30 protein-coding genes are annotated in these 24891 nt (G+C 70.2%); 12 read left to right on the top strand and 18 right to left on the bottom strand.

The window, feature by feature from the left end; all coding sequences use genetic code 11:
* Positions 1-13: 13 nt before the first annotated feature.
* From FB561_RS19135 to malQ, 6 genes are all read right to left on the bottom strand, one after another.
* Entirely contained in the window at positions 14-598 is a 585-nt protein-coding gene (locus FB561_RS19135) for a GNAT family N-acetyltransferase (RefSeq protein WP_145808524.1), read from the bottom strand.
* Positions 599-638: 40 nt separating this feature from the next.
* Positions 639-1037 (bottom strand): DUF5130 family protein, encoded by a 399-nt coding sequence (locus FB561_RS19130; RefSeq protein ID WP_145808522.1) that lies wholly within the window; start codon positions 1035-1037, stop codon positions 639-641.
* Entirely contained in the window at positions 1024-1305 is a 282-nt protein-coding gene (gene ctaJ / locus FB561_RS19125) for an aa3-type cytochrome oxidase subunit CtaJ (RefSeq protein ID WP_145808520.1), read from the bottom strand. Before ctaJ ends, FB561_RS19130 begins: the two co-directional genes overlap by 14 nt.
* Positions 1306-1410: 105 nt before the next feature.
* Positions 1411-1914, bottom strand: coding sequence for a hypothetical protein (locus FB561_RS19120; RefSeq protein WP_145808518.1), 504 nt, complete (start codon positions 1912-1914; stop codon positions 1411-1413).
* Positions 1915-2046: 132 nt separating this feature from the next.
* Complete coding sequence (locus FB561_RS19115) at positions 2047-2556, bottom strand: lytic polysaccharide monooxygenase auxiliary activity family 9 protein (protein ID WP_272952548.1); 510 nt, start codon at positions 2554-2556, stop codon at positions 2047-2049.
* A gap of 70 nt (positions 2557-2626) precedes the next feature.
* Positions 2627-4744, bottom strand: a complete 2118-nt coding sequence (malQ, locus tag FB561_RS19110) for a 4-alpha-glucanotransferase (RefSeq protein WP_145808514.1) — start codon at positions 4742-4744, stop codon at positions 2627-2629.
* A gap of 160 nt (positions 4745-4904) precedes the next feature.
* Between malQ and FB561_RS19105 the strand changes: the two genes are divergently transcribed.
* Positions 4905-6365 (top strand): glycerophosphodiester phosphodiesterase, encoded by a 1461-nt coding sequence (locus tag FB561_RS19105; protein ID WP_145808512.1) that lies wholly within the window; start codon positions 4905-4907, stop codon positions 6363-6365.
* Here FB561_RS19105 and FB561_RS19100 read toward each other — a convergent pair.
* Positions 6357-7352 (bottom strand): DUF2157 domain-containing protein, encoded by a 996-nt coding sequence (locus tag FB561_RS19100; RefSeq protein ID WP_145808510.1) that lies wholly within the window; start codon positions 7350-7352, stop codon positions 6357-6359. The two genes, FB561_RS19105 and FB561_RS19100, sit on opposite strands and share 9 nt — an antisense overlap.
* A 78-nt stretch (positions 7353-7430) precedes the next feature.
* On the opposite strand from FB561_RS19100, the gene FB561_RS19095 reads away from it, so the two are divergent.
* Complete coding sequence (locus FB561_RS19095; RefSeq protein WP_145808508.1) at positions 7431-8288, top strand: mechanosensitive ion channel domain-containing protein; 858 nt, start codon at positions 7431-7433, stop codon at positions 8286-8288.
* Positions 8289-8292: 4 nt separating this feature from the next.
* On the opposite strand, the gene FB561_RS19090 is transcribed toward FB561_RS19095, so the two are convergent.
* The 5 genes from FB561_RS19090 to FB561_RS19070 form a co-directional block, all read right to left on the bottom strand.
* Positions 8293-8757, bottom strand: coding sequence for a zinc ribbon domain-containing protein (locus tag FB561_RS19090; RefSeq protein ID WP_145808506.1), 465 nt, complete (start codon positions 8755-8757; stop codon positions 8293-8295).
* A 118-nt stretch (positions 8758-8875) separates the two neighbouring features.
* Positions 8876-9304, bottom strand: coding sequence for an OsmC family protein (locus tag FB561_RS19085; protein WP_145808504.1), 429 nt, complete (start codon positions 9302-9304; stop codon positions 8876-8878).
* A 22-nt stretch (positions 9305-9326) separates the two neighbouring features.
* Positions 9327-9746, bottom strand: coding sequence for a globin (locus FB561_RS19080; protein ID WP_145808502.1), 420 nt, complete (start codon positions 9744-9746; stop codon positions 9327-9329).
* Positions 9747-9761: 15 nt separating this feature from the next.
* Positions 9762-10187 carry an acyl-CoA thioesterase gene (locus FB561_RS19075; protein ID WP_145808500.1) on the bottom strand — a complete coding sequence of 142 codons (426 nt, stop codon included), beginning with the start codon at positions 10185-10187 and terminating at the stop codon, positions 9762-9764.
* Positions 10184-10639 carry an acyl-CoA thioesterase gene (locus FB561_RS19070; RefSeq protein ID WP_145813170.1) on the bottom strand — a complete coding sequence of 152 codons (456 nt, stop codon included), beginning with the start codon at positions 10637-10639 and terminating at the stop codon, positions 10184-10186. Before FB561_RS19070 ends, FB561_RS19075 begins: the two co-directional genes overlap by 4 nt.
* A 91-nt stretch (positions 10640-10730) precedes the next feature.
* Here FB561_RS19070 and FB561_RS19065 point away from each other — a divergent pair, with 91 nt between their 5' ends.
* Entirely contained in the window at positions 10731-11489 is a 759-nt protein-coding gene (locus tag FB561_RS19065) for an SDR family oxidoreductase (protein ID WP_145808498.1), read from the top strand.
* A 17-nt stretch (positions 11490-11506) separates the two neighbouring features.
* Positions 11507-11962, top strand: a complete 456-nt coding sequence (locus FB561_RS19060) for a MaoC family dehydratase (protein ID WP_145808496.1) — start codon at positions 11507-11509, stop codon at positions 11960-11962.
* 312 nt (positions 11963-12274) lie between these two features.
* Here the strand turns inward: FB561_RS19060 and FB561_RS19055 are convergent, their stop codons facing one another.
* Positions 12275-13162 (bottom strand): GNAT family N-acetyltransferase, encoded by an 888-nt coding sequence (locus FB561_RS19055; protein WP_145808494.1) that lies wholly within the window; start codon positions 13160-13162, stop codon positions 12275-12277.
* A gap of 113 nt (positions 13163-13275) precedes the next feature.
* Positions 13276-14166: a GNAT family N-acetyltransferase gene (locus FB561_RS19050; protein WP_145808492.1), complete on the bottom strand. Its 891-nt coding sequence runs from the start codon at positions 14164-14166 to the stop codon at positions 13276-13278.
* A 121-nt stretch (positions 14167-14287) separates the two neighbouring features.
* Here FB561_RS19050 and FB561_RS19045 point away from each other — a divergent pair, with 121 nt between their 5' ends.
* The 4 genes from FB561_RS19045 to FB561_RS19030 are packed head-to-tail and all read left to right on the top strand — an operon-like array spanning position 14288 to position 17706.
* Complete coding sequence (locus tag FB561_RS19045; RefSeq protein ID WP_145808490.1) at positions 14288-15187, top strand: ABC transporter ATP-binding protein; 900 nt, start codon at positions 14288-14290, stop codon at positions 15185-15187.
* Positions 15180-16079 carry an ABC transporter permease gene (locus tag FB561_RS19040; protein ID WP_145808488.1) on the top strand — a complete coding sequence of 300 codons (900 nt, stop codon included), beginning with the start codon at positions 15180-15182 and terminating at the stop codon, positions 16077-16079. The genes FB561_RS19045 and FB561_RS19040 overlap by 8 nt, the downstream gene beginning before the upstream one ends.
* A complete protein-coding gene (locus FB561_RS19035) occupies positions 16076-16993 on the top strand; it encodes an ABC transporter ATP-binding protein (RefSeq protein ID WP_145808486.1) in 918 nt (305 codons plus the stop codon). Before FB561_RS19040 ends, FB561_RS19035 begins: the two co-directional genes overlap by 4 nt.
* Entirely contained in the window at positions 16990-17706 is a 717-nt protein-coding gene (locus tag FB561_RS19030) for an ABC transporter permease (RefSeq protein ID WP_145808484.1), read from the top strand. The genes FB561_RS19035 and FB561_RS19030 overlap by 4 nt, the downstream gene beginning before the upstream one ends.
* Positions 17707-18167: 461 nt before the next feature.
* Here FB561_RS19030 and FB561_RS19025 read toward each other — a convergent pair whose 3' ends face one another.
* The 3 genes from FB561_RS19025 to FB561_RS19015 are packed head-to-tail and all read right to left on the bottom strand — an operon-like array spanning position 18168 to position 21329.
* A complete protein-coding gene (locus FB561_RS19025) occupies positions 18168-18917 on the bottom strand; it encodes an SDR family oxidoreductase (RefSeq protein ID WP_145808482.1) in 750 nt (249 codons plus the stop codon).
* Positions 18918-18951: 34 nt separating this feature from the next.
* Entirely contained in the window at positions 18952-20172 is a 1221-nt protein-coding gene (locus FB561_RS19020; RefSeq protein WP_145808480.1) for an acetyl-CoA C-acetyltransferase, read from the bottom strand.
* Positions 20173-20183: 11 nt separating this feature from the next.
* On the bottom strand, positions 20184-21329 hold the full coding sequence (locus tag FB561_RS19015) for an acyl-CoA dehydrogenase family protein (RefSeq protein ID WP_145808478.1): 1146 nt from the start codon (positions 21327-21329) through the stop codon (positions 20184-20186).
* Between the two features lie 70 nt (positions 21330-21399).
* On the opposite strand from FB561_RS19015, the gene FB561_RS19010 reads away from it, so the two are divergent.
* Positions 21400-21999 carry a TetR/AcrR family transcriptional regulator gene (locus tag FB561_RS19010; RefSeq protein WP_202880669.1) on the top strand — a complete coding sequence of 200 codons (600 nt, stop codon included), beginning with the start codon at positions 21400-21402 and terminating at the stop codon, positions 21997-21999.
* An 80-nt stretch (positions 22000-22079) separates the two neighbouring features.
* On the opposite strand, the gene FB561_RS19005 is transcribed toward FB561_RS19010, so the two are convergent.
* The gene (locus FB561_RS19005; protein WP_145808474.1) at positions 22080-22637 is read right to left on the bottom strand and encodes a YceI family protein; all 558 of its coding nucleotides are present in this window, start codon (positions 22635-22637) and stop codon (positions 22080-22082) included.
* A gap of 130 nt (positions 22638-22767) precedes the next feature.
* Here FB561_RS19005 and FB561_RS19000 point away from each other — a divergent pair, with 130 nt between their 5' ends.
* Genes FB561_RS19000 through FB561_RS18990 form a run of 3 tightly spaced genes read left to right on the top strand, consistent with a single transcriptional unit; the run spans position 22768 to position 24839 of the window.
* Complete coding sequence (locus tag FB561_RS19000) at positions 22768-23226, top strand: MarR family winged helix-turn-helix transcriptional regulator (RefSeq protein WP_145813169.1); 459 nt, start codon at positions 22768-22770, stop codon at positions 23224-23226.
* A 50-nt stretch (positions 23227-23276) separates the two neighbouring features.
* The gene (locus tag FB561_RS18995; protein WP_145808472.1) at positions 23277-23903 is read left to right on the top strand and encodes an SGNH/GDSL hydrolase family protein; all 627 of its coding nucleotides are present in this window, start codon (positions 23277-23279) and stop codon (positions 23901-23903) included.
* Positions 23904-23945: 42 nt separating this feature from the next.
* Complete coding sequence (locus FB561_RS18990; RefSeq protein WP_145808470.1) at positions 23946-24839, top strand: aminoglycoside phosphotransferase family protein; 894 nt, start codon at positions 23946-23948, stop codon at positions 24837-24839.
* The last annotated feature ends 52 nt before the right edge of the window (positions 24840-24891 follow it).

Here is a 24891-nt window from a genome sequence, read left to right as displayed (position 1 = left end):
TCCGCCCGCACCGTCAGGGCCGCTCGACCTCGTCGGACGAGAGCCGGGCGTGCAGGTGGGAGTCGTGCCGGGTGCCGTCGCTCTCGACGTAGTAGTCGCGCATGGTCCCCTCGAGCAGGAAGCCGGCCCGGGTCGCGACGCGGCACGAGCCGATGTTGACGAGGGCGTGGTCCAGCGAGAGCCGGTGCAACCCGAGTCCGCCCTCGGTGGGAGCCGTGAACGCCCAACGCGCCGCCGTGTCCAACGCTCGCGCTCCCAGCCGGCGACCACGGGCCGCCGGGCTCACCCAGTACGCGACCACGGCCTGGTCCGGAATCCGGTGCACGTCCCGGACCGTCACGGATCCGAGCAGCTCGCCCGTCGCCGAATCCGCGATCGCGAACACCGCGTTCCCCCGCGCCCACCCGTCGATCCGGGTCGCGAGCCACTTGCGTCCACGCTGCTCGGCCGGCGTACGGATCACCGCGGTGCCGGCTGTCCAGCGGAGGATGCCGGGATCGGCCAGTGCCGCGCCGACGCCGGCCTCGTCGGCCGCGGTGAAGGGTCGCAGCGAGAAGTCGCCCGCGGCGACCTCGGTCGGTTCGAGCCTGATCGTCACTCCGCTGTTCTACCTCGTCGCGCGAATCCAGGCTGTGGAATTACTGCTTGTGCGGCTCGTTCGAGTGCAGCAGCGGCGGCTGGTGGGCGTGCTCGCCGAGCTGCTGGACGCCGGCGACCAGACCGCCGGTCAGGTCGCCGGCGGCGAACGAGGTCTGCATCGTCAGCGCGGCCAGGCCGGCCGAGGTGTCGGACAGCTGGCGCTTCGAGGTGGCGCCGGTGACGATCTCCAGCCGGCGGCCGGCCGGGTCGACGAACACCAGCACCGAGCGGTCCGGGTCCGGCAGCTCGTTCAGCAGCTCCAGCGCGAACGGCCGGGTCTCGGAGTCGGCGCCGCCGACGTAGATCGAGAAGGACAGCCCGGAGGCCGACTCGGCGTGCCGGACCGCGCGCTCGAGGTCGAGCAGCTGGTCCGGGGTGAATGCGTCACCAGCTGGCACTTGCGCCTCCGGTCGTGCGGGCGACGCCGGTACCGGCGGTCGCGGTGGTGGTCGGGCCGGCCGGCAGCTCGGGCAGGCTGGCCGGGTCCGGCTTGGTGGTCTCGGGTCCGTTGATCCAGACCGGCGGGGCCCACCAGGACAGGCCGGGGCGGTAGCGCGGGCCGTCGGCGATCGAGGACGCGAACACCAGCAGCGCGATCACCGCGATGATCAGCGCCGGGAGGCCGACGAACACCAGCAGGGTGTGGCCGGAGAGCTGTGAGATCACGCCCTGAAGCCTAGGCCATCGGCCCGGGCGCGAAGTCGCTGCCCCTGGGACGCGACCGCGCCCGCCCCGGGGCCTCGACCGGGGCGGGCGCGGGGGTCACGACGGTCAGCAGCCGCCGCAGTTGTAGTAGGTGATGTCCCAGTGGTTGCCCTCGTCGGCGTAGACGTTGCCGGATCCGGACCGCCACTGCGCGGCCCCGTCGCCGCGGTCGGCGATCCGGGTGAAGGTGCCGCGGATGTAGTTGCCGACACAGGTGTACTTCGAGATGTCGACCTTGTACCCGTTGCGGTGGCTGTAGGTGCCGCTGGCGTGGCCGACCTCGGTGCCGCCGGTGATGTTGACCGCGCAGCCGCTCGCCTGCTTCAGGGTGCGGACGCCGTACACGGTGCTGTCGTTGATGTTGGTGAACGACGTACAGGTGGAGACGTTCCAGTCGGAGCAGTTGCCGGTGGACGACCAGGTCAGGCCGGCCGCGCGGAAGATCGAACTGGCCTGGCTGTGCGTCATCTTGGTGACCGCGGACGCCTGCTGGACCGCGACCACGCCGGGCAGCAGCCCGACCAGCACGGCCACGACCGGGATCAGGACGCGACGGACGACAGTTCTCATGGGGACACTCCTCGAAACTCTGGGCGGAAGGTTTCAAGGGGTGCCATTCCCGGGGAGGTTATTGACCAAACGTGAACGGGCGATGACGGTCCGGAGCTGGATCGGGGGCGGCCGATCCAGTTCCGGATCCCCTCAGAAAGTGACGTCCGAGCACTGGTAGAAGGCGTTCGCGGTGTCGCTGATCGTCCAAACGGCGAGGATCATGTGCCGGCCGGTCCGATCGGGGACGGTCCCCTGGTGGGCGACGTCGTTGGCGGGGCGGCTTCCGTTCAGCGGGACGGTCAGGAACGGCGTCAGCTCGAGCGCCGAGCGGGTCAGCGGAGCGTTCGGATCCCAACCCTGCTGAGTGATGTAGTACTTGAAGTCGGTGGTGCTGTGCGGTGCGGTCAGGTGCCAGCGGAACGTGTAGCTCTGGCCGGACGACAGCTGCGTCGCCGGCCACGCGCCGCCGCGCTGGTCGTCCAGCTCGGCGAACTGCGCCAAACCGGCCGAGCACAGCTTGCCGTCGGCGGGACCGCTGTCCGGGAAGCCTTTCGGCCCCTCGGTGCTCTGCGGTTCCCACTGGATCTGGCCGCAGTTCTGCACCGCTCCGTCGGCGCAGTTCTTGGCCCTGCTGGTCGGTGCGAGGCGCCTTCGCGACAATAGGTAACAACCGTTCGAATGTATTGTCAACGGCTCGTGAGCGAGTGCTTACATTCCGTGCTGCGTCCGGTCAGTGCCCGAGGACGCCGATCAGCCGCCGCAGCCTGGTGTTGTTCGGCAGGTCCTCGACCAGGACCGGCAGCCCGTCGGGCCCACCGAGCGGGATCCGCCAGTTCGGGTACTCGTCGGTCGTGCCCGGCTGGTTCTGGGTCCGCCGCTCCCCCACCGCATCGGTCAGCGCGACCCCGACCAGCTTCGCCGGCGTGTGCGCGACGTACCGATGCAGCGCCTCCACGATCCGCTCGACGTCTCCGTCGTGATCGCTGAGCAGGTGACGCTCCCGCAACGCGTTGAGCCAGGAGTCCCGCTCCGCTTCGTCGACCGCCAGCTCCTCGGCCACCGGCCGGGTCAGCAGGCCCAGGCGGTGCCGCAGCTCGACGTGGTCACCGGCCAGGTACCCCGCGGTCGGCGGCAGGTCGTGCGTCGTCACCGTCGCCAGGCAGGCCTCGCGCCACCGCTCGGGCGCCAGCGGGTTGCCCTTGGCGTCCCGCTCGAACCACAGCACCGACGTACCGAGGACGCCGCGCTCGGTGAGGTAGTCGCGGACCCACGGCTCGACCGTACCGAGGTCCTCGCCGACCACGACGACCCCGGCCCGGGTGGCCTCCAGGACGAGGATGCCGATCAGCGCCTCGTGGTCGTACCGGACGTACGTGCCCTCGGTCGGGCGCTCCGGCGAGGTGACCCACCAGAGCCGAAACATGCCGAGGATGTGGTCGATCCGCAGCCCACCACCGTGCCGCATCACCGCGCGGACCAGGTCGCGCCAGGCGGCGTACCCGGTCTCGGCCAGGGCGTCCGGGCGCCACGGCGGCTGGGACCAGTCCTGGCCCTGCTGGTTGAACGCGTCCGGCGGCGCGCCCACGTGGATCCCGGCCGCGAGCACGTCCTGCAGGGCCCACGCGTCCGCGCCGTCCGGGTGCACGCCGACGGCCAGGTCGTGCATGACGCCGAGCGACATCCCCGCGTTCCGCGCGCGGGCCTGGGTCCGCGCGAGCTGCTCGTCGAGCTGCCACTGCAACCAGCAGTGGAACTCCACCGCGTCCGGGTGGTCATTGCGGAAGGCAACAACCTGGGCGGACGCCGGGTCGCGCAGTTCCTCCGGCCACTTGCTCCACTCGGGCCCGTGCTCGTCGGCCAGCGCGGCCCAGGTGGCGAAGTCGATCAGCCCCTGGCCCTCCCGGTCGCAGTACGCCCCGTACTCCGCGATTCGGCCGATCGACGGCCGGACCCCGAACAGCAGTTGCAGCGCCTCCCGCTTGGCGGCCCACACCGTGTCCCGGTCGAGCGCGGTGGCGTCCTCGTTCAGCGCGCGGGACTGCAGCCCGAGGGTGCGGACGCGGTCCCGCTCGGCCGGCGCGAGGTCGCCGTACTCGTCGATGTCCTCGATCCGCAGGTAGATCGGGTTCGCGAACCGCCGGGACGCGGGCAGGTACGGGGACGGCTCCATCCGGCCGGCCGTCTCCGCGGCGTGCAGCGGGTTGACCAAAACGAACCCGGCGCCGAGGTCGGTCGCGGACCAGGCGGCCAGGTCGGCCAGGTCGTGCAGGTCGCCGATCCCCCACGAACGCCGCGAGCGCACCGAGTACAACTGCAGGACCCAGCCCCAGGTGCGCTGCAGGTTCTCCGGTTCGAGCCGCTTCGGCGTGACGATCAGCGTGCCGGTGTGGACCTCCTGGCTGGTGCCGATCCGGGCCCGCAACCGGTGGTACCCGAGCGGGAGATCGCCGGGCAGCTGGAACGTCGCCTCGCCGACCTGCTGGCCGTCGACCCACTCCGGTTCGACCCAGTGCTCCTGCTGCGGGATGTCCCGGCGCTGGCCGCCGTCCTCCAGGTCGACCCACACCTCCGCGGCCGACCCGTGCGGCAGGTGCACCGCGAACCACGGCGTCCAGCCCTCGCGCATCACCAGGGTGGCGGGCAGGACCCGACGCCAGCGGGTCAGCCGGTGCTCGGCGAGGGCCTGCGCCGCCTTGGCCGGTGTGGACGCGTCCACACCGAGCGCGGCCAGCACGGCCGACACCACTTCGCTGGAGACCCGGACGTGGTCGCCCTGCCAGTCCCAGTACTCCGTCGCCACACCATGCGCGACGGCCAGTTCGACGAGGGCCGCGGTGGGAGCTGTCACGCGTGCGAGTCTGCCGTATCAACGGCTGCGGGGCAGAACGCCGCGCGCCGGGACGGGAACATCGGTCACCAGCTGCGAGCGACCGTGCACGGATCCAGCCTTGTCGTGATCGTCCGCTCTGCCTCTACTCTTCCCCGGTGGGGAGTGGAGGGGGCACCGGATGAGGATCACGCGACGGACGACGCTGGGTTGGCTGGGCGGGCTGACCGCGGTCGCCCTGACCGGCGGATGCCGTGGCGCGAGCGCAGCCGATCCCGGTTCGTCGCAGCCGGTCTACGGCCTGACCGACTGGGTCTCCGATCGCGGTGACCACTACCTGATCGGACACCGGGGCGCCGGTGACGTCTTCCCGGAGCACAGCATGGAGTCGTACCAGGCCGCGGTCGACTGGGGTGCGCGGGCACTGGAAGTGAGCGTCGGACTGACCGCGGACAACGCCCTGGTCTGCCTGCAGGACCAGAGCCTCGAACGGACGACCAACCTGACCGGCGCTCTCCGCGGGACGAGCCTGGCTCCACTGCGCAACGGGTGGCTCGACATCCCGCGACTCGGTCCGGCGTGGCAGTACAAGAAGTTGCGGGTGCCGCTGTTCGAGGACGTGCTCAAGCGGTTCGGTGGGCGGGTGATCCTCTGTGTGGACGCGCGCGACGACCGCGCGTACGAGCCGATGATGTCGATGATCGCGCGGAACCGGCTGGAGACCTCGGTCCTGGTGCGGACGACGTTCCGCAGCATACGACTCGGCGAACTCAAGAAGCAGGGCCTCGGTGTCCTGGCCTCCGCGGCTGGCCCGGCCGAGCTCACTGGGGAATCCGTGCAGACCGTGGCGAGCCTGTTGTCACCGCGGACCGATGCGCTCGTCCTGCCGACCACGGGAGTCTCTGCGGACCTGACCGAAGTGGCGGTCGCGGCCGGCGTACCGGTGTGGGCGTCGCCGATCCACCGACGGTCCGAGCTCGAGCGGTACCGGGCGCTCGGGGTGGCCGGTGCGGTCACGCCCGACCTCGGGTACCTCAACGGCACCACCGAGATCGCGACGTCGGACCAGTGGGCTCGCGGTGCCGCCGTGGCCGGGGAGCTGACCAGGGACCCGGCCGACGACCGGTACGCGCTGCGGTGGAACATCGACGCCTCGGTCACGCTCGGCGCGAAGGACGTGCAGCACTTCGTCACGCTCGGGAACCTCGGTCCCGTGACCGCCTCTGCGTACGCGGTGGAGTTCGAGGCGGCGTACGACGTGCTGCCCGCCGAGGAGACCGCGAACCTCACCCTCGCGTTCGGGCACCAGGACGACCGGTACTACGAGCACCGGCTCGGTACGTCGGACGGGTATCACGCGATCCTCCAGGCCGACGGCGAACTCGGTCTGTACGCGCACCGCGTCGGCAAGGGGCCCGGGACGAAGCTGGGGACCAAGCGGACCGCGGCTCCGGTCCGGAAGAAGTGGATGCGGTTCCGGCTCGAGGTGACGCCGACGCAGCTGACCTGGATCCGGCAGGACGACGCGGCGCGGATCACGGTCACGGACCCGGCGTTCCGTGGTGGCTACCTGCACCTCGGCCGCGCGTCGACGGACGGCGCGTTGTCGCTGCGCGGGCTGAAGGTCGTCCGGTCAGGTTGACGGCAGCCGACGACGGGACAGCAGCATCACCGCCGTCAGCAGCGCCCCGCTCGCGATCACCAGGCCGATCGCGACACCGGCCAGGTTGTCGGTCAGCTGGTAGAGCGACAACGGCCAGATCACCAGCAGGATCGAGCACCCGATCACCAGGTACGCCGAGGCGCGGCGGCGGCCGTACATCACCAGCAGCGCGACCGGCCCCGCGGTTCCCACGGCCAGCGCCATCACCTCGCCCCGGTCCTGGACCAGCCAGCAGATCGACGAGCTGAACATCGCCGCCCCGGCCAGCGACCACGACGTCACCTGGTCGCGGACCAGGCCGAGCGCCCCGAACACCACGGCGACCAGGATGAACCCGGTCGCCGCGATCCCCGCGCTGCTCGTGTGCACGCTCTCCGCCGGCGTGAACACGTCCGAGGTGAGCACGAGGACGCCGACCGCGAGGATCGCGAACGTTGCTACGAGCAACGATGGGCCGCGGAGCCACCAGACCCCGGCCCCGGCCAGGACCAGTGCGACCGCGACCCCGGCGATCCGGCCGGACGCGTCCTCGATCGCGACGTAGGTGGCGAACCCGGCCACGCAACAACCGAGCGCGGCCAGCGAGGAGCTCAACTGGTCGCGCCGGCGGAACACGGCGAGCAGGACGGCGGTGCCGAGCAGAAGCACCGCAGCCGCCGTACCGGTCGATATCCGGGCACCGCGGCCCATCTCGCCCCAGTTCGCGACCGTGAGAAGAGCCACAGCCCCGAGGAGTAACGCTCCGCCGATGTACCCGAGCACCTCGGTCAGCGCTGATCCGCGGTTCGGTTCCGGGGGCGCCACGGGCTTGCTCGGCGTACTCGGCGGCGTACTCACCGCAGCGGATTCGGGGGGCTCCACGCTGGAATCGGCCGTGGCCGCGGATCGCAGGGCGTCGGCCTGGTACTGGCGCAGGACGCCGGCACTCACCAGCCTTTTCAGCTCGTCATCCAGCCGGCTCGGCATAGACCGCTTTCTCCCTCGCAACGTAGGTCTTCGGTGATGCGGCGATTCAGGCGGTGGTCACTACAGTAGGGCGGCGATATGCCTATTCTGCTCAGCTACCCCGTGTCCCTGCTCAGTCACCCCCTGCTCACCGCCCTGTCCCTGCCGGAACAGTTCCCCACGTTCTTCCGGCGTGGCAACGACGGGCAGCTCGAAGTGACCGACCAGATCGTCATGGTGCCGGCCCGGATCGCCGGTCTGATCGTGGCGTTCTTCGTGGTCCGTCTGCTGCTGCACAAGCTGATCCGCCGGTTCGCCCGCCGGACCGGGGCGGGCGCGGTCGCGGGGGTACTCGCCCGGTCGAAGCGTGGTCAGGTGTTCGTCGAGAACACCCTCGCGAACGAACGCCGGGCCCAGCGCGCGGAGACGATCGCGTCGTTGCTCTGCAGTGCCGTGACCATCGTGCTGACCGCGGTCCTGGTGGTGATGGTGCTGGCCGAGCTCGGCTTCAACATCCTGCCGGTCGTCGCGTCCGCGAGCATCATCGGCGTCGCGCTCGGCTTCGGCGCACAGACCCTGGTGAAGGACTTCCTGGCCGGGATCTTCATGATCTTCGAGGACCAGTACGGCGTCGGCGACCTGATCGACATGGAGAAGGCCACCGGCGTGGTCGAGGCCGTCGGCCTGCGCGTCACCCGGCTGCGCGGCGAGGACGGCACCATCTGGTACGTCCGCAACGGCGAGGTCTTCCGGGTCGGCAATCTGACCAACCGCGATCCCGACGCCGGGTCCACCGGTGTCGGTTCCGCCGCGGAGAAGGCCGACGAGAAGTCAGAGGACCAGGCCGTCGAAGCCCCCGCCGAGCAACCTCCGGCGACCGCTACGGCAGCCGCCGCGACCACGACGGTGACTGAGTCCCCCACTCGTCCGGCCGGTGGTCACACCCCGGTCGACTGACAGGTCAGCGGAAGATCGGGCGAGCCGGAAGCGTCGCCGGGGCGCCCTCGCAGATCCAGCCGCACTGGAGCTCGCAGAGGAAGCCTCCGCCGCACAGGAGCATGCAGCGGTTGTAGCACTGGCCCCCGCCGAACTCCTCCTCGCGCGCGACCGACCTGACGCCGCCACCGCGCGAGTACTGGCCGCCGCACCCGCCTCCGCAGCCCCCGCCGCATCCGCAGCCGGAGGAGGACGCCGAGCGAACCGGTTGGGGCGTCAGGTCCGCGTGGCAGTGCTTGCAGCGCCGGGCTTCAGGGTGGATCTGCTCCCGGCAGTACGGGCACGTCCCGCCGTGCTCGGGCCCCTGCGCCTCGAGTCGCGAGCCGCAGTGCTTGCAGACCACCGCGTCGGCCCGGATCTCTTCCTTGCAGTACGGGCACTGCTTGGTACCCGGTGACTGCTCCGTCCCCGTTGACTGTTCCGTCGTCATGAGAGCCCCCCTCTCATCTCTGACGGTAAGCCGTTCACCCTCCGGGTGGAAGCCCCTCACACAACGCGAACGGCGCCGCCCCCCGTCCTGGGGATCCGGCGCCGTTCGCACAGCTGGGTCAGGCGGTGAAGGTGACGTCCAGGGTGATCGGGACGGCGGCCAGGGCCTGGCTGACGGGGCAGTTCTTCTTGGCGCCCTCGGCGAACTCGGCGAACTGGTCGGCGGTCAGGCCGGGGACCTTGCCGTTCACGCTCAGCTTGATACCGGTGATGCCCTCACCCGGCTGGAAGGTGACGTCGGCGGTGGTGTCCAGGGACTCCGGTGCGTTCCCGGCCCCGGCGAGCGCGTGCGAGAGCGCCATCGAGAAGCAGGTGCAGTGCGCGGCGGCGATCAGCTCCTCCGGGCTGGTCCGGCCGTCGGCCTCGTTCGCCCGGGACGCCCAGGTCACGTCGTAGGTGCCGATCCCGGACGACTCCAGCGCGACCTGGCCGGCGCCCTCCATCAGCGAGCCTTCCCAGTGCGCCTTCGCGGTACGAGTGGTTGCCATGCTCGTTGTCTCTCCCAAGAAGTCAGGTGCCGGACACGTCGATCGCGCCCGGGTACTGCGGTTCGTCGGTGTTCACCATGCTGTGTGCCGCCATCACCATGTACGTCCAGATCTCCTCGTCGCGATCGGGCGGCAGCGCGATCTCGTCGAGGGCGGCCCGCATGTGGCCGAGCCAGCGGTCCCGTGCGCCCGGGGTGACGGCGAACGGGTGGTGCCGCATCCGCAGCCGGGGGTGCCCGCGCTGCTCGGAGTAGGTCCGCGGGCCGCCCCAGTACTGCTCCAGGAACATCCGGAACCGGACCTCGGCCGGACCGAGATCCTCTTCCGGGTACATCGCGCGCAGCTCCGGATCGGCGGCGACGCCGCGGTAGAACGCCGCCACCAGCCGGTGGAACGTCTCCGCCCCGCCGACGGCGTCGTAGAAACTCTTCGGCTCACTCATCAGGTCCCCAGTGTCTCAAGACGCGCCAACGTGCCGGACGAGGGCTGCCCGCTCCGCCTCGCTCAGCGGCCGTTTCGTGTGCGTGTCCGCCGTCACCGCGACCAGGACCGAGGTGGCCCGCGCGTACACCACGTCGGCCTCGCCGCTGCGGTCCACGATCCGCGAGCCGAGCGTGTACGACGAGCCGCCGACCGCGTCCACCCAGACGTCCACGGCGTACGGCGGGTGCCGGAGCAGGATCGGCCGCAGGTAGTCCACCGTCTGACTCACCAGCACACACGGGTACTCGGCGAAGAACCCGCCCGCCGGGGTCGCGAGCAGCTCGGCCAGGAACGCGATCCGGGCCTCCTGCAGATAGTCGAAGTACCGGACGTTGTTGACGTGGTCGTAGGAGTCGATGTCGGACCAGCGGACCAGCACCGGGTACGAGAACGTGCTCACGCGCCCACCAACTTCGCCAGCACCTCGCGCTCCTCGGGGGTGATCCGGCGCAACCGGTCGGCGCCGAAGTCGAACGGGACCAGCCTGGTCCACGCCTGCACGTAGGTCCGGCGCGGCTCCAGGTCGAGGATCTCGTAGCCGATCGTGAACGAGGCGGCCCGGATCTCGCTGATCCACAACTCGATCCGCACCGGCTCGGGGCGGTACCGCAGCGGCGCCCGGTACTGCACCTCGTGCCGGGCCACCAGCAACCCGGTCTCCAGGTCGTCGGCGCCGAGGTCCTTCGCGGTCCGGAACAGGAAATCGACCCGCGCGTCCTGCAGATAGTCGACGTAGCGCCCATTGTTCACGTGGCCGAGCGCGTCCAGGTCACCCCAGCGGAGCGGACAGTGGTAGACGTGGCGGTTGCGGCCCCTGTCGTGATCATCGCTGTGATCATGCACACGGTGCATCATCGCATCCGGACTCCACCGGGTGTGATCGAACGTGGGTAATGTCATCCCGGGCAACCGCCTGGTGGGCCGAGCAGAGAGGCAGGTCGAGATGAGCGAGCAGCAGCGGGTGGCGATCGTCACCGGAGCCGCCCGGGGAATCGGGGCCGCCGTGGCGAAGCGGCTCGCCGCCGACGGCAACGCGGTCGCGGTCCTGGACCTGGACGAGGCCACCTGCGCGGAGACCGTCGAGGCGATCACCTCGGCCGGGGGGCGGGCGCTCGCGGTTGGCTGCGACGTCAGCAAGTCCGGCCAGGTGAGCGCCGCGGTCGAGCGAGTGGTCGCCGAGCTGGGTGCCCCGACGATCCTGGTGAACAACGCCGGCGTCTTGCGCGACAACCTGCTGTTCAAGATGTCCGAGGACGACTGGGACACCGTGATGCAGGTGCACCTGCGGGGCAGCTTCCTGATGTCGAAGGCGTGCCAGGCGCACATGGTCGAGGCGGGCTACGGGCGGATCGTGTTCCTGTCCTCCACCTCCGCGCTGGGCAACCGCGGCCAGGCGAACTACGCCTCCGCGAAGGCCGGTCTGCAGGGGCTGGCCAAGACGCTCGCGTTCGAGCTGGGCAAGTTCGGCATCACCTCGAACGCGATCGCGCCCGGCTTCATCGAGACCGACATGACCGCGGCGACGGCGGCCCGGGTCGGGATGGACTTCGAGGAGTTCAAGAAGTTCAACGCCGAGAAGACCGCGGTGAACCGGACCGGCAAGCCCGAGGACATCGCGGCCGCCGCCTCGTACTTCTGCGGCGAGGAGGCCGGCTTCGTCTCCGGCCAGGTGCTGTACGTCGCGGGCGGACCGAAGAACTGACAGGAGCTGGACGAACCATGCCGCAGTCCTTCACCGGGGTCGACGAGGTCGTGCACGCGATCGGCACCCGGCTCGGCGAGACCGAGTGGCTGGAGATCACCCAGGAGCAGGTGAACCAGTTCGCCGAAGCCACCGGCGACCACCAGTGGATCCACGTCGACGTGGACCGCGCCGCGGCCGGCCCGTACGGCGGCACGATCGCGCACGGCTACCTGACCCTCAGCCTGATCGCCCGCTTCGGCGACGAACTCTTCGCCGTGTCCGGCGTGACCGCCAAACTCAACTACGGCGTCAACAAGGTCCGCTTCCCCACGCCGGTCCCGGTAGGAAGCCGGGTCCGGGCCTCGGCAACCCTCGCCGGCGCCACCGAAACCCCGACCGGCGTCCAGGTCTCCCTCCAATGGGTCATCGAACTGGAAAACACCACCAAACCGGCCTGCGTAGCCGAAACCGTCGTCCTCCTCGTCCCCTGAGGTCGCGCCCCGGAAGCCAGGAGTAGAACGATCCGCTGTCTTGGGCGAAGCACGCCAGCAAGCTGGCAGTGTCGGTAGGGGCAGTCGCGACCTGCAGCCCCGGCGGTGCTTGATCGCCGACTCCAAGCACCCCACCTGATCCGGCGCAGCGCCGCCCACCCCCAGACTCCCCCCAGCTTGCTGGCATACCCGACCCGGCACCACGCTCACGTCGGTGATCCCGCCCACCCACGTACTTCTGCCAGCTTGCTGGCGTGCCCGGCCCACCGCCGCGGTCGGGTGGGCGACCACGCTCAGGTTCGCCTCCGAAATTCAGAGGTGGGTGATGAGGACTTTGTGGGTTGCTGTTCGGGTGTAGCCGAGCCAGTGGTTGACGGCGATCATCGGGGAGTTGCCGTCGTAATTGGCTGTGTGCATGCCGACCACGCCCGCTTCGGCCGCGCCGTGGAGAGCCGCGCACTTGACCAGCTTCGCCAGGCCCAGGCCGCGGCGGTCCGGCAGGGTGGCCGTCATCTGGGACCAGACCTTGTGGTGGTCGCCGTTGCCGAGGGTGAAGGCGACGACCTGGTCGCCGTCGAGGACGGCGACGCTCAGGTCCAGGACCATCCCCGGGAGTTCCCACACGCCCGCCAGCCAGTCCTCGTACGGGCGGGTGGTGATGTTGGCGTCGCCCGGTTTGGTGCGTTGGGCAACTTCATCGGCCGCGTACACCTGCCGCGGATCCAGCGAGTCCAACGGCGCGAGCCGGAGTCCGTCGGGGACGGGCGGGAGCTCGGGCGCCTTCTGCGGATCCATCTCCGCGTAGTGCACCAGCCGCGTCTGCCGGTACCCCCAGCGGCTGGCCCAGGCAGCCGCATCGGGATCCGCGAACACCCGCGCACTCACCGCGCCGGCCCGCCTCAGCTCTTCGTGCGCGAGCTCGAGCAGTTCCCCGCCGGCCCCTCGACCCCGATAGGCCGGGTCGACGATCAACCGCAGCTGCCCGTCCAGCGGATCGGAGCCGCCGATCAACCCGGTGGTGGCCCAGCCGACCACCTCGCCGTCCGCCACGGCCGCGAACGTCCCGGCCCCGGGCGGCACGATCCGGTCGCGCAGCCGGTGCCGCAACTGGGTACCGGTCACGACCAGGTAGGGAGCAAAGAGCTTGTGCAGGACGACCGCCGAATCGACGTCGTCCAGGACGGCAGGCCTGATTTCCACCGGACCCCTCCTTCACCGAAGTACTCCGGAAGATACTCCTGCCTCGGCGAAAACTGGTACGGACCGGTTGCCAACGGACGGTCAAGAGTTCGTAACGCGCCCGCACCTCCCGATCAGAGCGGGCGCACCAACCCGGTCTGGGTCGCGATCCGGCGATACCCGAGCCAATTGTTGATGGCAAGCATCGGACCGTTCGAGTCATCGTTCGACGTGTACGCACCGGTGATCCCGGCGGCCGCGCACCGGCGCAGCGCGACCGACTTCACCAGCTTCGCGAGCCCACGCCCCCGGTACGCCGGGACGGTGCCCGTCATCCCGGCCCACGCGCGATCCACGTCGGTCTCGACCGCGGTGAACGCCACCATCTCGTCACCCGCCATCGCCGCGACGCTGAGCCCTTTGTCCAGCCCGGGCGCCTCCCAGACGTCCTTCAGCCAGTCCTCGTACGACACCGCGTCCATCGGCGCGTCACCCGGCTCGTCCAGCGAGGCGATCGTGTCGGCCGTGTACGCCTGCCGCGGATCCACTTCGTCCAGCCCGGCCAACCGGATGTCCGCCGGCGTCGACGGCTGCTCCGGCAGGTTCCGCGGATCGGCGCCGGCGTAATGCATCTGCCGACTCGCCTCGTACCCGTGCCGGACCGCGAAGTCGACCGCGTCCGCATCCGCGAAGATCCGGGCCCGCTGCGCTCCGATCCCACCAAGGTGCTCGTGCACGCGGTCCGACAGCGCACCGCCGATCCCCTGCCGCCGATGGCCCGGATGCACGTAGATCGCCACCCAGGCGTGGCCCGGCTCGCTCGTCCACGTGTTCAGCCCGGTCGCGCCCCAGCCGACCACCTCGTCGTCGGCGACGGCCACCAACTGAAGGCACTTCTCCCCCGGAGTACGCACGGTGATCATGTGCCGCGCGCTCGCCGGTGACATGACGGAGTACGAGTAGACCGCGCGGCGCAAGGCGGAGAGCGCCGTGGCGTCGTCCGGTTCAGCGAGCCTGATGTCCATGCGCCGGACCATAGCCACCCCGGCCCGGACCGGCCATCCAATAACGATCGGTGGGTACTTGGGATCTGATCGCAAGGGTCGGCGATTCTGCGATGGGCGGGCCGGGGTCTAGGGTTGCGGGGTGCCCGTGATCGCCACCACCGCGCTGACCAAACGGTATCCGCGAGTCACGGCGCTCGACGAGCTGACCGTCGAGGTGGGGTCCGGCGTGACCGGACTGGTCGGAGCCAATGGGGCCGGCAAGTCGACCCTGCTGAAGATCCTGCTCGGACTGATCGCCCCGACCGCCGGAAGTGCCATCGTGCTGGGACACGACGTGGTCACCGGCGGCGAGGCGGTCCGGGCCCTGGTCGGCTACATGCCCGAGCACGACTGTCTGCCGCCGGACGTGTCGGCGACCGAGTTCGTCGTCCACCTGGCCCAGATGTCCGGCCTGCCCGCGACGGCCGCGCGCGAGCGGGCCGCGGACGTGCTGCGCCACGTCGGCCTGGACGAGGCCCGGTACCGGCCGATGGGCGGGTACTCCACCGGCATGAAGCAGCGGGTCAAGCTGGCCCAGGCGCTCGTCCACGATCCCCAGCTCGTCCTGCTCGACGAGCCGACCAACGGCCTGGACCCGAGCGGCCGGGACGAGATGCTCGCCCTGGTCCGCCGGATCGGGACAGAGTTCGGCATCCCGGTGCTGATCACGTCGCACCTGCTCGGCGAGCTGGAGAGCGTCTGTGACCACATCGTCGTCCTGGACGGCGGCCGGCTGCTCCGCTCGGAGTCGAAGGCGGCGCTCACCGGTGAGACCGGCGTCCTCGCGGTCGAGGTGCGGGACCTGAGCGGCCGTGACCGGCTCGGCGCCGCGCTGGCTCGCGCCGGTGCGCGGGCGCGGGCCGACGGACCGCTGGTGCTGGTGGAGATCACCGGCGAGGAGACGTACGACGTGGTCCGCGACGCGGTGGCCGACCTCGGCCTCGGCCTGGTCCGGATCGAGCCGCACCGGCACCGGCTGGAAGAGGTCTTCAGTGTCTGAACCGATCCCGCAGCCGCCGCGCGCCGGTGTCATCCACGACATCGGTTACCGGCACTACGACGGGCCGCGGCTCGGCCGGGTCGCGATCAGCCGGGCGCTGATGGTCTACAGCCTGCGGAACGCGTACGGCTTCGGCCGCAGCGGTAAGTCGAAGACGATGCCGATCCTGCTGCTCGCGGTGATGATCGTCCCGGCCGCGATCACGGTCGGCATCGAGAACATGATGCGGTTCGACGAGCCACCGATCGTCCCCGTCGATTATGTGTTCCTGCTCCAGCCGGTCATCGCCCTGTACCTCGCGGCGCAGGCGCCCCAGCTGTTCTCCCGCGACCTGCGGTACCGCTCGATCGTGCTGTACCTGGCCCGGCCGCCGCGACGGACCGACTACGCGCTGGCGAAGTTGACCGCATTGACGCTCGCGCTGCTCGTCCTGATCGGGCTGCCGCTGGTCGTGCTGTACGTCGGCGCGCTGCTGGCCAAGTACAACTTCGTTGACATGAGCAAGCAATTCGCCACTGGCCTGGCCGTTGCCGTGCTGGTGTCCGTGCTGCTCGCCGCGATCGGCGGACTGATCGCGGCTGCCACCCCACGCCGGGGCTTCGCGGTCGCGGCGATCATCGCAGTACTGATCGTGTCGTTCACCGCGGTCGTCACCACCACCGCGATCCTCAACACCGAAGGCGACATGTCCAGCGCCGCCGCCCGGTACGCGAATCTCGGCTCGCCGTTCTCGCTGGCGCAGACGGTCGGCACGTTCCTGCTCCGCGACCACAAGGCGGACTGGATGCCGACCACCCAGCAGGGCCTGGTGTTCACGGCCGTGTACGTCGCCCTGGTCGGGCTGTGCGTGTGGGGCGTGAACACGCGGTACGCGAAGGTGGCCCGCGGGTGAGCCTGGTCCGGATCGCGAAGGTCTCCCGCTGGTACGGGAACGTGGTCGCCGTCAACGACGTGTCGATGTCGATCGGCCCGGGCGTCACCGGCCTGCTCGGCCCGAACGGCGCGGGCAAGTCGACGCTGATCACGATGATGGCCGGCTTCCTGCCGCCGTCGACCGGCTCGGTCACACTGGACGACGTCCCGATCTGGCGGAACGAGCGGGCGTACGCGCAGATCGGCCTGGTCCCGGAGACCGAGGCCGTGTACGACACGTTGTCCGGCGCCGACTTCGTCCGGGCCAACGCGGAGCTGCACGGCCTCGCGAACGCAGGCGCCGCGGCGGCGACCGCGATCGCGACGGTCGCGATGGAGGAAGCGGCCGGCCGGCGGATCGCGACGTACTCGAAGGGGATGAAGCAACGGATCAAGATGGCGGCCGCGCTGGTCCACGAGCCGTCGGTCCTGCTGCTCGACGAACCGTTCAACGGGATGGACCCGCGGCAACGGCTGCACCTGATGGAGTTGCTGCGCAAGATGGGTGCGGAAGGCCGGACCGTGCTGTTCAGCTCGCACATCCTCGAGGAGGTGCAGCAGGTCGCGACGCACATCGAAGTGGTCGTGTCCGGCCGGCACGCGGCGTCCGGCGACTACCGGGCGATCCGTACCCTGATGACCGACCGCCCGGTGCTGTACCGGATGCGCACCAGCGACGACCGCCGGATCGCGGCTGCCCTGATCGGCGACCCGTGCACCACCGGAGCCGATCTGGACGCGGAAGCCCTGCACGTCCAGGTGGCCGACTTCGAACGCTTCAGCAAGCTGGTCCCCGGGCTCGCGCGCGAGCTGGGCATCCGGCTGCACGAGGTGTCCCCCACCGACGAGTCGCTGGAGAGCGTCTTCTCCTACCTGGTCGGGGGCAAGCGATGAACCGGACGATCGCGCGCCTCACCCTGGCCACGCTGTTCGGGCACCGGCGCGGGGTGCTGTTGTTCATCCTGCCCGCGGTGTTCGTCGGGCTGTGCGTCCTGCTCGCGCTCACCGTGGACGACAAGGACGGCCTGGCCCCGGCGATGCTGCAGCAGTTCGGGCTCGCCGTGATCCTGCCGCTGGTCGCGTTGATCGCGGGCACCGGCGTGATCGCCACCGAGATCGACGACGGCTCGATCGTGTACCTGCTCAGCAAGCCGATCCAGCGCTCCACGATCATCCTCACCAAGGTCGCCGTCGCCGTCGCCGTGATCCTCGCACTCGGCGCGGTCCCGATGGTGCTGGCCGGGATCGTCCTCGACCCCGGCGACGTGCGGACCGCGCTCGCCTTCGGGGCCGGCGCCCTGGTCGCGGGCATCGCGTACACCGCGATCTTCGTCCCGCTCTCGGTGCTGTCCGGGAACGCGGTCACCATCGGCCTGATCTACACGCTGCTGTGGGAGAGCGTGATGGGTCAGTACGTCGACGGCGCCAAGGTACTGTCGGTCCAGCAGTGGTCATTGGCCGTGGTCGAGCATCTCAGCAACGTCCCGACCATCGAGGCGGCGACCGAACTCCCGATCAGCCTGATCCTCCTGGTCGCGGTCACGGCAGCCGGTCTCACCCTGGCGATCACCAAGCTCCGCACCCTGGTCCTCTCCTCGGCGGAGTGACTCAGCCGTAGGTAGCAACGGCGGCGTTGGCCAACCGGAGCAGAGCCGCTCCCACTCGGCCCGTACGTCGACCGTACGGCGGACCGTCGTCCCCGCTCTTGTGGAGGCGTACCGCAGTCGCACGGCGGCAACGCGCTGGACATCCCGATGGCCACCACCCGGACCAAGAGCTGGGCCGCGGACTGGAAGGGGTACCGCGATCGCTCGCCCACCGCACCTGCGCCGCCAGGCGACTTTGTGCATGTACCGGTCGGGTGGCCGCGCTTGAGGTGGCTGGTTGGTGCTCAAGGTTGGCTGGTCTCGGGGGCGTTGGCGAGTTGTTTGATGGATGGCGTGTTGTAGCGCGTTATCGGTGAGGGAATCCCGTCGGCGATGAAACAACCCGCCAGCGGCGGCCGGTCGCCGCCGACGCCCCGGCGTACGACCGGCTGGCCGCTTGGATGGGACGGCAGCCGTAGGAGCTACTGGACGATGCCGCCGTTGAGGGTCAGGCCGCCGTCGATGGTGACGGTCTGACCCGTGATCCAGGACGCCTCGTCGCTGAGCAGGAACCACACCAGCGACGCGACGTCCTCGGGCCGGCCCAGCCGCTTCAGCGGGTACGCCGCGGCGACCTCGTCCTCGCGCCCCTGGTAGAGCGCGCCGGCGAACTTGGTCTTCACCACCGCGGGCGCGACGGCGTTGATCCGGATCGCCGGGGCCAGCTCGATCGCCAGCTCCATCGTCACCCGGGACAGCATCGCCTTGGTCGCGCCGTACCAGCCGATCCCGGGTGACGGGGCCAGGCCGGCCACCGAGGACAGGTTGACCACGGCACCACCGTGCGCGCCCATCCAGGCGTCCCGGCAGGCCTTCACCCAGGCGATCGCGGCCAGCACGTTCGTGTCGACCATCTTCGCCGCCACCGCGCTGTCGACGTCGAGCAGCGGGCCGTAGATCGGGTTGATGCCGGTGTTGTTGACCAGCAGGTCCACCGACCCGTACGTCGCCAAGACGGTCTCGATCACCTGGGCGCGGTGCTCCGGGTCGGCGGCCTTCCCGGCGACGGCAAGCGCGTTCTCCGCCCCGCCGAGCGTCTCGACGGCCGCGTCCAGCGTCTCCTGCGTGCGCCCGGTGATCACCACCCGGGCGCCGGCGGCGACCAACCGCTGGGCCACGGCGAGGCCGATCCCGCGGGACGCCCCGGTGACGATCGCGGTCCGGCCCTTCATCGCCGTCCTCGCCGGGCCGTGCGTACGCCGCTCATCAGCTGAGGCGCTCCAGGATGACGGCCATGCCCTGCCCGCCACCGACGCACATCGTCTCCAGGCCGAACTGCTTGTCCTCGAACTGCAGCCCGTTCACCAGCGTGGTCATGATCCGCGCCCCGGTGGACCCGAACGGATGGCCGAGCGCGATCGCGCCGCCGTGCACGTTCAGCTTGTCCTCGTCGATCCCGAGCTCCCGGGCCGAGCCGAGCACCTGGACCGCGAACGCCTCGTTGATCTCGACCAGGTCGATGTCGCCGATGCTCATCCCGGCCCGGGCCAGTGCCTGCCGGGTCGCGTCGACCGGACCGAGCCCCATGATCTCCGGCGAGAGACCGCTGACCCCGGTCGCCACGATCCGGGCCAGCGGGGTGAGACCGAGTTCGCGGGCCTTGGTGTCGCTCATGATCACCACCGCCGCGGCGCCGTCGTTCAGCGGGCAGCAGTTGCCGGCCGTCACGGTGCCGTCGGGGCGGAACACCGGCTGCAGCTGGCTGACCTTCTCCAGCGTGGTCCCGGCCCGCGGCCCGTCGTCCTTGCTGACCACGGTCCCGTCCGGCAGCGTCACCGGGGTGATCTCGCGCTCGAAGAAGCCGTTGCCGATCGCCTTCTCGGCCAGGTTCTGCGAGCGGACCCCGAACGCGTCCTGGTCGGCCCGGCCGATCCCGGTCAGGGTCGCCACGTTCTCCGCGGTCTGGCCCATCGAGATGTAGATGTCCGGGATCAGCCCGTCCGCCCGCGGGTCGTGCCAGGTCTCGTTGGTCTCGGCGTACTTCTCGGTCCGCTGCACCGCGTCGGCGAACACCTGGTTGAACGACGACGGGTCCCCCACCCCGGCCGAGCCGAAGTTCTGGTACCGCGAGACGCACTCGACGCCGGCGCTGACGAAGATGTCGCCCTCGCCGGCCTTGATCGCGTGGTACGCCATCCGCGCGGTCTGCGTCGACGAGGCGCAGAACCGGTTCACGGTCGTCGCCGGCGTGCTGTCCCAGCCGAGCTGGACCGCGACCCGGCGGGCCATGTTGCCGCCGTGTTCGTCGTGCGGCTCGGCGCAGCCCAGCATCAGGTCCTCGACCTGGTCCCCGGTGAGCCCGGCCTGGTCCACCGCCGCCTTGATCACCTGGACGGCCAGGTCGTCGGGCCGGAGGTCCTTCAGCGACCCCTTGTACGCCCGGCCGATCGGCGAACGCGCGGTGGAGACGATGACTGCTTCGGGCATGGCTGTCCTTCCTAGAGGCCGAGGTCGCGGCCGATGAGTTCCTTCATGATCTCGTTCGAGCCGGCCCAGATCTTGGTCACCCGGGCGTCCCGCCAGGCCCGCGCGACCCGGTACTCGTTCATGTACCCGTAGCCGCCGTGCAGCTGGACACACGCGTCCAGGATCTCGTTCTGCACCTGGGCGCTCCACCACTTCACCTTGGCCGCGTCCACCGCGGACAGCCGGTCCTCGTCGTGCGCGACGATCGCGTTGTCGACGTAGGCCTGGGTCACCTCGGCCTTGGTGACCAGCTCGGCGACCAGGAACTTGTTGTACTGGAACGAGCCGACCGGCTGACCGAACGCCTTGCGCTGCTTCACGTACTCGATCGTCTCGGCCAGGATCTGGGTCGCGTGCGCGATGTTCGAGACGGCGGCGCCGACCCGTTCCTGCGCGAGCCGCTCCATCATGTGGATGAACCCGCGGTCCACCTCGCCGAGCACGTTCTCGTCCGGCACGAACACGTCCTCGAAGAACAGCTCGGACGTGCCCGACTCGGTCTGCCCGACCTTGTCCAGCTTGCGACCGCGGGCGAATCCGTCCATCCCCGCCTCGACCGCGAACAGCGTGATCCCCTTGGCGCCCTTGGCCGGATCGGTCCGCGCGGCGGTGATCGTCAGGTCGGCCATGTCGCCGTTGGTGATGAAGGTCTTGGACCCGTTCAGGATCCAGCCGCCGTCGGTCTTCTTCGCCGTCGTCTTCAACGCGGCCAGGTCGGACCCACCGGAAGGCTCGGTCATCCCGATCGCGGCGACGAGCTCACCCGAGCAGAACCGCGGCAGCCAGCGCTGCTTCTGCTCCTCGGTGCCGAGGTCCACCAGGTACGGCGCGGAGCAGTCGTAGTGGATGCCGAAGCAGCTCGACAGCGACGCGGAGACCTTGGACACCTCCTCGGCGAACACCGCGTTGAACCGGTAGTCGCCGACACTCGACCCGCCGTACTCCTCCGGCACGTCCAGCCCGAGGAACCCCTGCTTCCCGGCCTCCAGCCAGGCGGCGCGGTCGATGGTCTTCTCCTCGAGGAACTGCTCCATCCGTGGGACCAGGGACCGATCGCAGTACTCCTTGGCGCTCGCGCGGAACGCGTGGTGGTCCTCGTTGAAGATGATCCGTTCCATGGGCTGGCCTCCCCGAGCAGCGATCACTAAGCGCTTGCTTAGCTTCGCCAATCCAGGGCAGAGTGTCAACGTGTCCGCAGTCACCAGCCCCCTCGTCTGGGAACACGTCCAGCCGGCCGCCGCCCGTCGCTTGCTCACCGGCGCGATCGACGCGTTCGCCGAGCGCGGCTTCCAGGCGACCACGACCCGCGACATCGCGTCCCGGGCCGGCATGTCCCCTGCCGCGCTCTACGTGCACTACCCGTCGAAGGAACGCCTGCTCTTCGAGATCAGCCTGTACGGCCACCGCGCCGCCCTCGACGTCCTGCGGGCCGCCGGCACCGACGGATCACCAGAGGAGCGGCTCCGTGGAATGGTCGCGGCGTTCACGGCCTGGCACGCCGAGCACCACACGATCGCGCGGGTCGTGCAGTACGAGCTGGCCGCACTGACCCCGGAGCACCTGGCCGAGGTCGCCGTGATCCGGCGCGCCATCTCGGCCGAGGTCGAGCAGGTGCTGGCCGACGGCGTCGCGGACGCTTCGTTCGCGGTCGACGATCCCCCCGGGACGACGCTCGCGGTGCTCTCGCTCGCGATCGACGTGGCCCGCTGGTACACCCCGCACCGCGGCGATCCCGTGGCCCTCGGCGCGCTCTACGCCGACCTGGCCCACCGGATGGTCCAGACCTGACCCCGGACAAGCCGAAGGCCCCCGGCACCGTTACTCGGTGCGGGAGCCTTCTCGGCAGCTCGGACGGGAGCGGCCGGAGGTCAGACCTGCAGCGCGGCCTGGATGTCGAGGTGGATGTCCACCTTGTCGCCGATCAGGAGCTTGCCGCCCTCGAGCGGGATGTTGAAGTCGACGCCCCAGTCCTTGCGGTTGATCTGGGTGCTCGCCTCGAAGCCGATGATGGTCTGGCCGTAGGCGTTCTGGTCCACGCCGAGGAACTCGACGTCCAGCTCGACCGGCTTGGTGACGTCCTTGATGGTCAGCTCGCCGACCAGGACGTAGTCGTCGCCGTTCGGGCGCAGCTCGGTGCTGGCGAAGGTCATCTTCGGGCTCTTCTCGGCGTCGAAGATGTCGCTGGAGCGCAGGTGGGCGTCGCGCTGCTCGCTCCGGGTGTGCACGGAGGCCAGCTCGATGGTGACGGCGGTGGTGGACTCCTCGAGCGAGTCCTTCACGACGATCTCGCCGGCGAACTCCTGGAAGGTGCCGCGCACCTTGGTCATCAGGTGCCGGACGGTGAAGCCGATCTCGCTGTGCGCGGTGTCCAGGACGTACGTCCCGCTGACGAGGCCGGGGACGGAGGTGATGGCGGTGGTGCTCATTTCTGGTGGTTCCCTTCGGGAGGTCGGGGGGCAGCCGTCGAAAGAAGTTCAACCTTCAATCAATGACCTTGACGATAGAGATGAACGGTTTAAAAGTCAACTACATTCCCGGTACACTGATCGGGTGACGATGACGACTGGGACCCGGTGGCTCGACGCCGAGCAGCAGGTGGCGTGGCGCGCGTACCTGCTGGGCACTGCGCGCCTGATGGCGAAGCTGGACGACGACCTGCGCCAGTTCGGCCTGGGGCTGAACGACTACGAGATCCTGGTCCGGCTGTCCGAGGCGCCCGACCGCCGGTTGCGGATGGCCGACCTGGCCGACCGGCTGCACCAGAGCCGGTCCCGGCTGACCCACACGGTGGGCCGGCTGGAGTCGGCCGACCTGGTCCGCCGGACCTCCTGCACCAGCGACAAGCGCGGGGTCTGGGCCGAGCTGACCGAGGCCGGCTTCGCCCTGCTGGAGCAGGCGGCGCCGTTCCATGTCGAAGGCGTCCGGGAGAACCTGCTCGACCTGGCCAGCTCCGAGGACTTCGCCGCCGTCGGACGCGTCTTCGACGCCGTCTCCGAACACATCGGGCAGCGCTGACCGCCGACAACCGGCCGGCCCCGGAGCTCGATCTCCCGGCCGGCCGGCTCGTGCTGTTCCAGGGCGACTCGATCACACACGGCGGCCGCGGCCCCACCGAGGACCCGAACCACGTCCTCGGCCACTCGTACCCGTTCCTGATCGCGGCCGACGCGGCCGCCCGGTACCCGGCGATGCGCTGGCGCTTCGTGAACCGCGGCGTCAGCGGTGACTCGGTCGCCGACCTGGCCGCGCGCTGGCCGGCCGACGCGGTGGACCTGCGTCCCGACGTGCTGAGCATCCTCGTCGGCATCAACGACGTGAACCAGATCATGAACGGCGCGTCCGACGACGTCGACGGTCACCGCTTCCGGACGACGTACGAGGCCCTGCTGGAGCGGACCCGGGCCGAGTTGCCCGACGTACTGCTGGTGCTGGGCGAGCCGTTCTACCTCCCGACCAGCCCGGTACTCGCGGACCGCGCGAAGTGGGCCGACCTCGTCACCGGTCACGCCGCAATCGCGCGGGAGCTGGCCTCGGAGTACGGGGCGGTCTTCGTTCCGTACCAGCGGGCGATGAACGTCGCGGTTTCCCGGGCCCCCGCGGAGTACTGGATCTGGGACGGCATCCACCCCACGTACGCCGGGCAGCGGGTACTCGCGGATGCCTGGCTGGAGGCGTTCGCCGGGCGGGCGTAATCGGGTGGAGCCGGACTCGCCGAGGCCGCAGAATGGCGTGCTGTGACGAACTCCCCCAAGGACGGCCGCGCCGGGATCGACGCGGACCTGGTCCGGCGACTGATCGCTCAGCAGTTCCCGCAGTGGGCCGGCTTGCCGGTGGCGCCTGTTCCCGTCGAAGGCTGGGACAACCGGACCTACCGCTTGGGTGACGAACTCACCGCGCGACTCCCGACGCACCCGGCCTACGTCGCCGCCGTCGACAAGGAGCACCGGTGGCTCCCGTTCCTGGCGCCGTCCTTGCCCGTGCCGATCCCGGAGGCGGTCGCGACGGGCGAGCCGGGTGAGGGGTACCCGCATCCCTGGGCGATCCGCCGGTGGATCGACGGGGACACCGCGTCTCACGAACGCGTGACCGACCTGCCCGAGTTCGCCCGGTCGGTAGCCGAGTTCATCCTTGCGTTGCAGAGCTGCGACGCGACCGGCGGACCGATCGCCGGCGCACACAGCTTCCACCGAGGCGCCCCGCCGAGCTTCTACCACGACGAGACGGTCGCTGCCCTTGCCGCGTTGAAGGGCCGGCTCGACACGGACGGGGCGCGCGAGGTCTGGGAGGCGGCGCTGGCGAGTTCGTGGGACGGACCGCCGACGTGGTTCCACGGCGACATCGCGAGCGGCAACCTGCTGGTCCAGGACGGCCGACTGTCGGCGGTCATCGACTTCGGCACGTCCGGTGTCGGCGATCCCGCGTGCGACCTGGTCATCGCGTACACGTTCTTCGATGGCGAGTCCCGCGCGGTCTTCCGGGACACGGTCGGCCAGGACGCCGGGACCTGGGCGCGTGCTCGCGGGTGGGCGCTCTGGAAAGCGCTCATCGTCCTTGCCGCCGGCAACGACACCGAGGTCAACGAGCAGGTGATCGCGGAGGTCCTCGCGGACCACCGAACCCACGGCTGACCGATCGGCCGTCCGACCGTCTGCTCGGGGCCGGCGGCTCGGCGGACATCAC

The organism is Kribbella amoyensis (assembly GCF_007828865.1).
Classification (GTDB): Bacteria; Actinomycetota; Actinomycetes; order Propionibacteriales; family Kribbellaceae; genus Kribbella; species Kribbella amoyensis.
The sequence above is the reverse complement of the archived record's forward strand: the minus strand, read 5'-3'. Positions and strand labels throughout refer to the sequence as shown.

Coding starts and splice junctions, on each gene's coding strand:
- FB561_RS19005 (WP_145808474.1), bottom strand. CDS start 22,637: ATGAGCACCACCGCCATCACCTCCGTCCCCGGCCTCGTCAGCGGGACG.
- FB561_RS19060 (WP_145808496.1), top strand. CDS start 11,507: ATGCCGCAGTCCTTCACCGGGGTCGACGAGGTCGTGCACGCGATCGGC.
- FB561_RS19000 (WP_145813169.1), top strand. CDS start 22,768: ATGACGACTGGGACCCGGTGGCTCGACGCCGAGCAGCAGGTGGCGTGG.
- FB561_RS19100 (WP_145808510.1), bottom strand. CDS start 7,352: ATGCCGAGCCGGCTGGATGACGAGCTGAAAAGGCTGGTGAGTGCCGGC.
- FB561_RS19105 (WP_145808512.1), top strand. CDS start 4,905: ATGAGGATCACGCGACGGACGACGCTGGGTTGGCTGGGCGGGCTGACC.
- FB561_RS19015 (WP_145808478.1), bottom strand. CDS start 21,329: ATGGAACGGATCATCTTCAACGAGGACCACCACGCGTTCCGCGCGAGC.
- FB561_RS19050 (WP_145808492.1), bottom strand. CDS start 14,166: ATGGACATCAGGCTCGCTGAACCGGACGACGCCACGGCGCTCTCCGCC.
- FB561_RS19020 (WP_145808480.1), bottom strand. CDS start 20,172: ATGCCCGAAGCAGTCATCGTCTCCACCGCGCGTTCGCCGATCGGCCGG.
- FB561_RS19120 (WP_145808518.1), bottom strand. CDS start 1,914: ATGAGAACTGTCGTCCGTCGCGTCCTGATCCCGGTCGTGGCCGTGCTG.
- FB561_RS19065 (WP_145808498.1), top strand. CDS start 10,731: ATGAGCGAGCAGCAGCGGGTGGCGATCGTCACCGGAGCCGCCCGGGGA.
- FB561_RS19070 (WP_145813170.1), bottom strand. CDS start 10,639: ATGCACCGTGTGCATGATCACAGCGATGATCACGACAGGGGCCGCAAC.
- FB561_RS19085 (WP_145808504.1), bottom strand. CDS start 9,304: ATGGCAACCACTCGTACCGCGAAGGCGCACTGGGAAGGCTCGCTGATG.
- FB561_RS19080 (WP_145808502.1), bottom strand. CDS start 9,746: ATGAGTGAGCCGAAGAGTTTCTACGACGCCGTCGGCGGGGCGGAGACG.
- FB561_RS19030 (WP_145808484.1), top strand. CDS start 16,990: ATGAACCGGACGATCGCGCGCCTCACCCTGGCCACGCTGTTCGGGCAC.
- FB561_RS19025 (WP_145808482.1), bottom strand. CDS start 18,917: ATGAAGGGCCGGACCGCGATCGTCACCGGGGCGTCCCGCGGGATCGGC.
- FB561_RS19090 (WP_145808506.1), bottom strand. CDS start 8,757: ATGACGACGGAACAGTCAACGGGGACGGAGCAGTCACCGGGTACCAAG.
- FB561_RS19095 (WP_145808508.1), top strand. CDS start 7,431: ATGCCTATTCTGCTCAGCTACCCCGTGTCCCTGCTCAGTCACCCCCTG.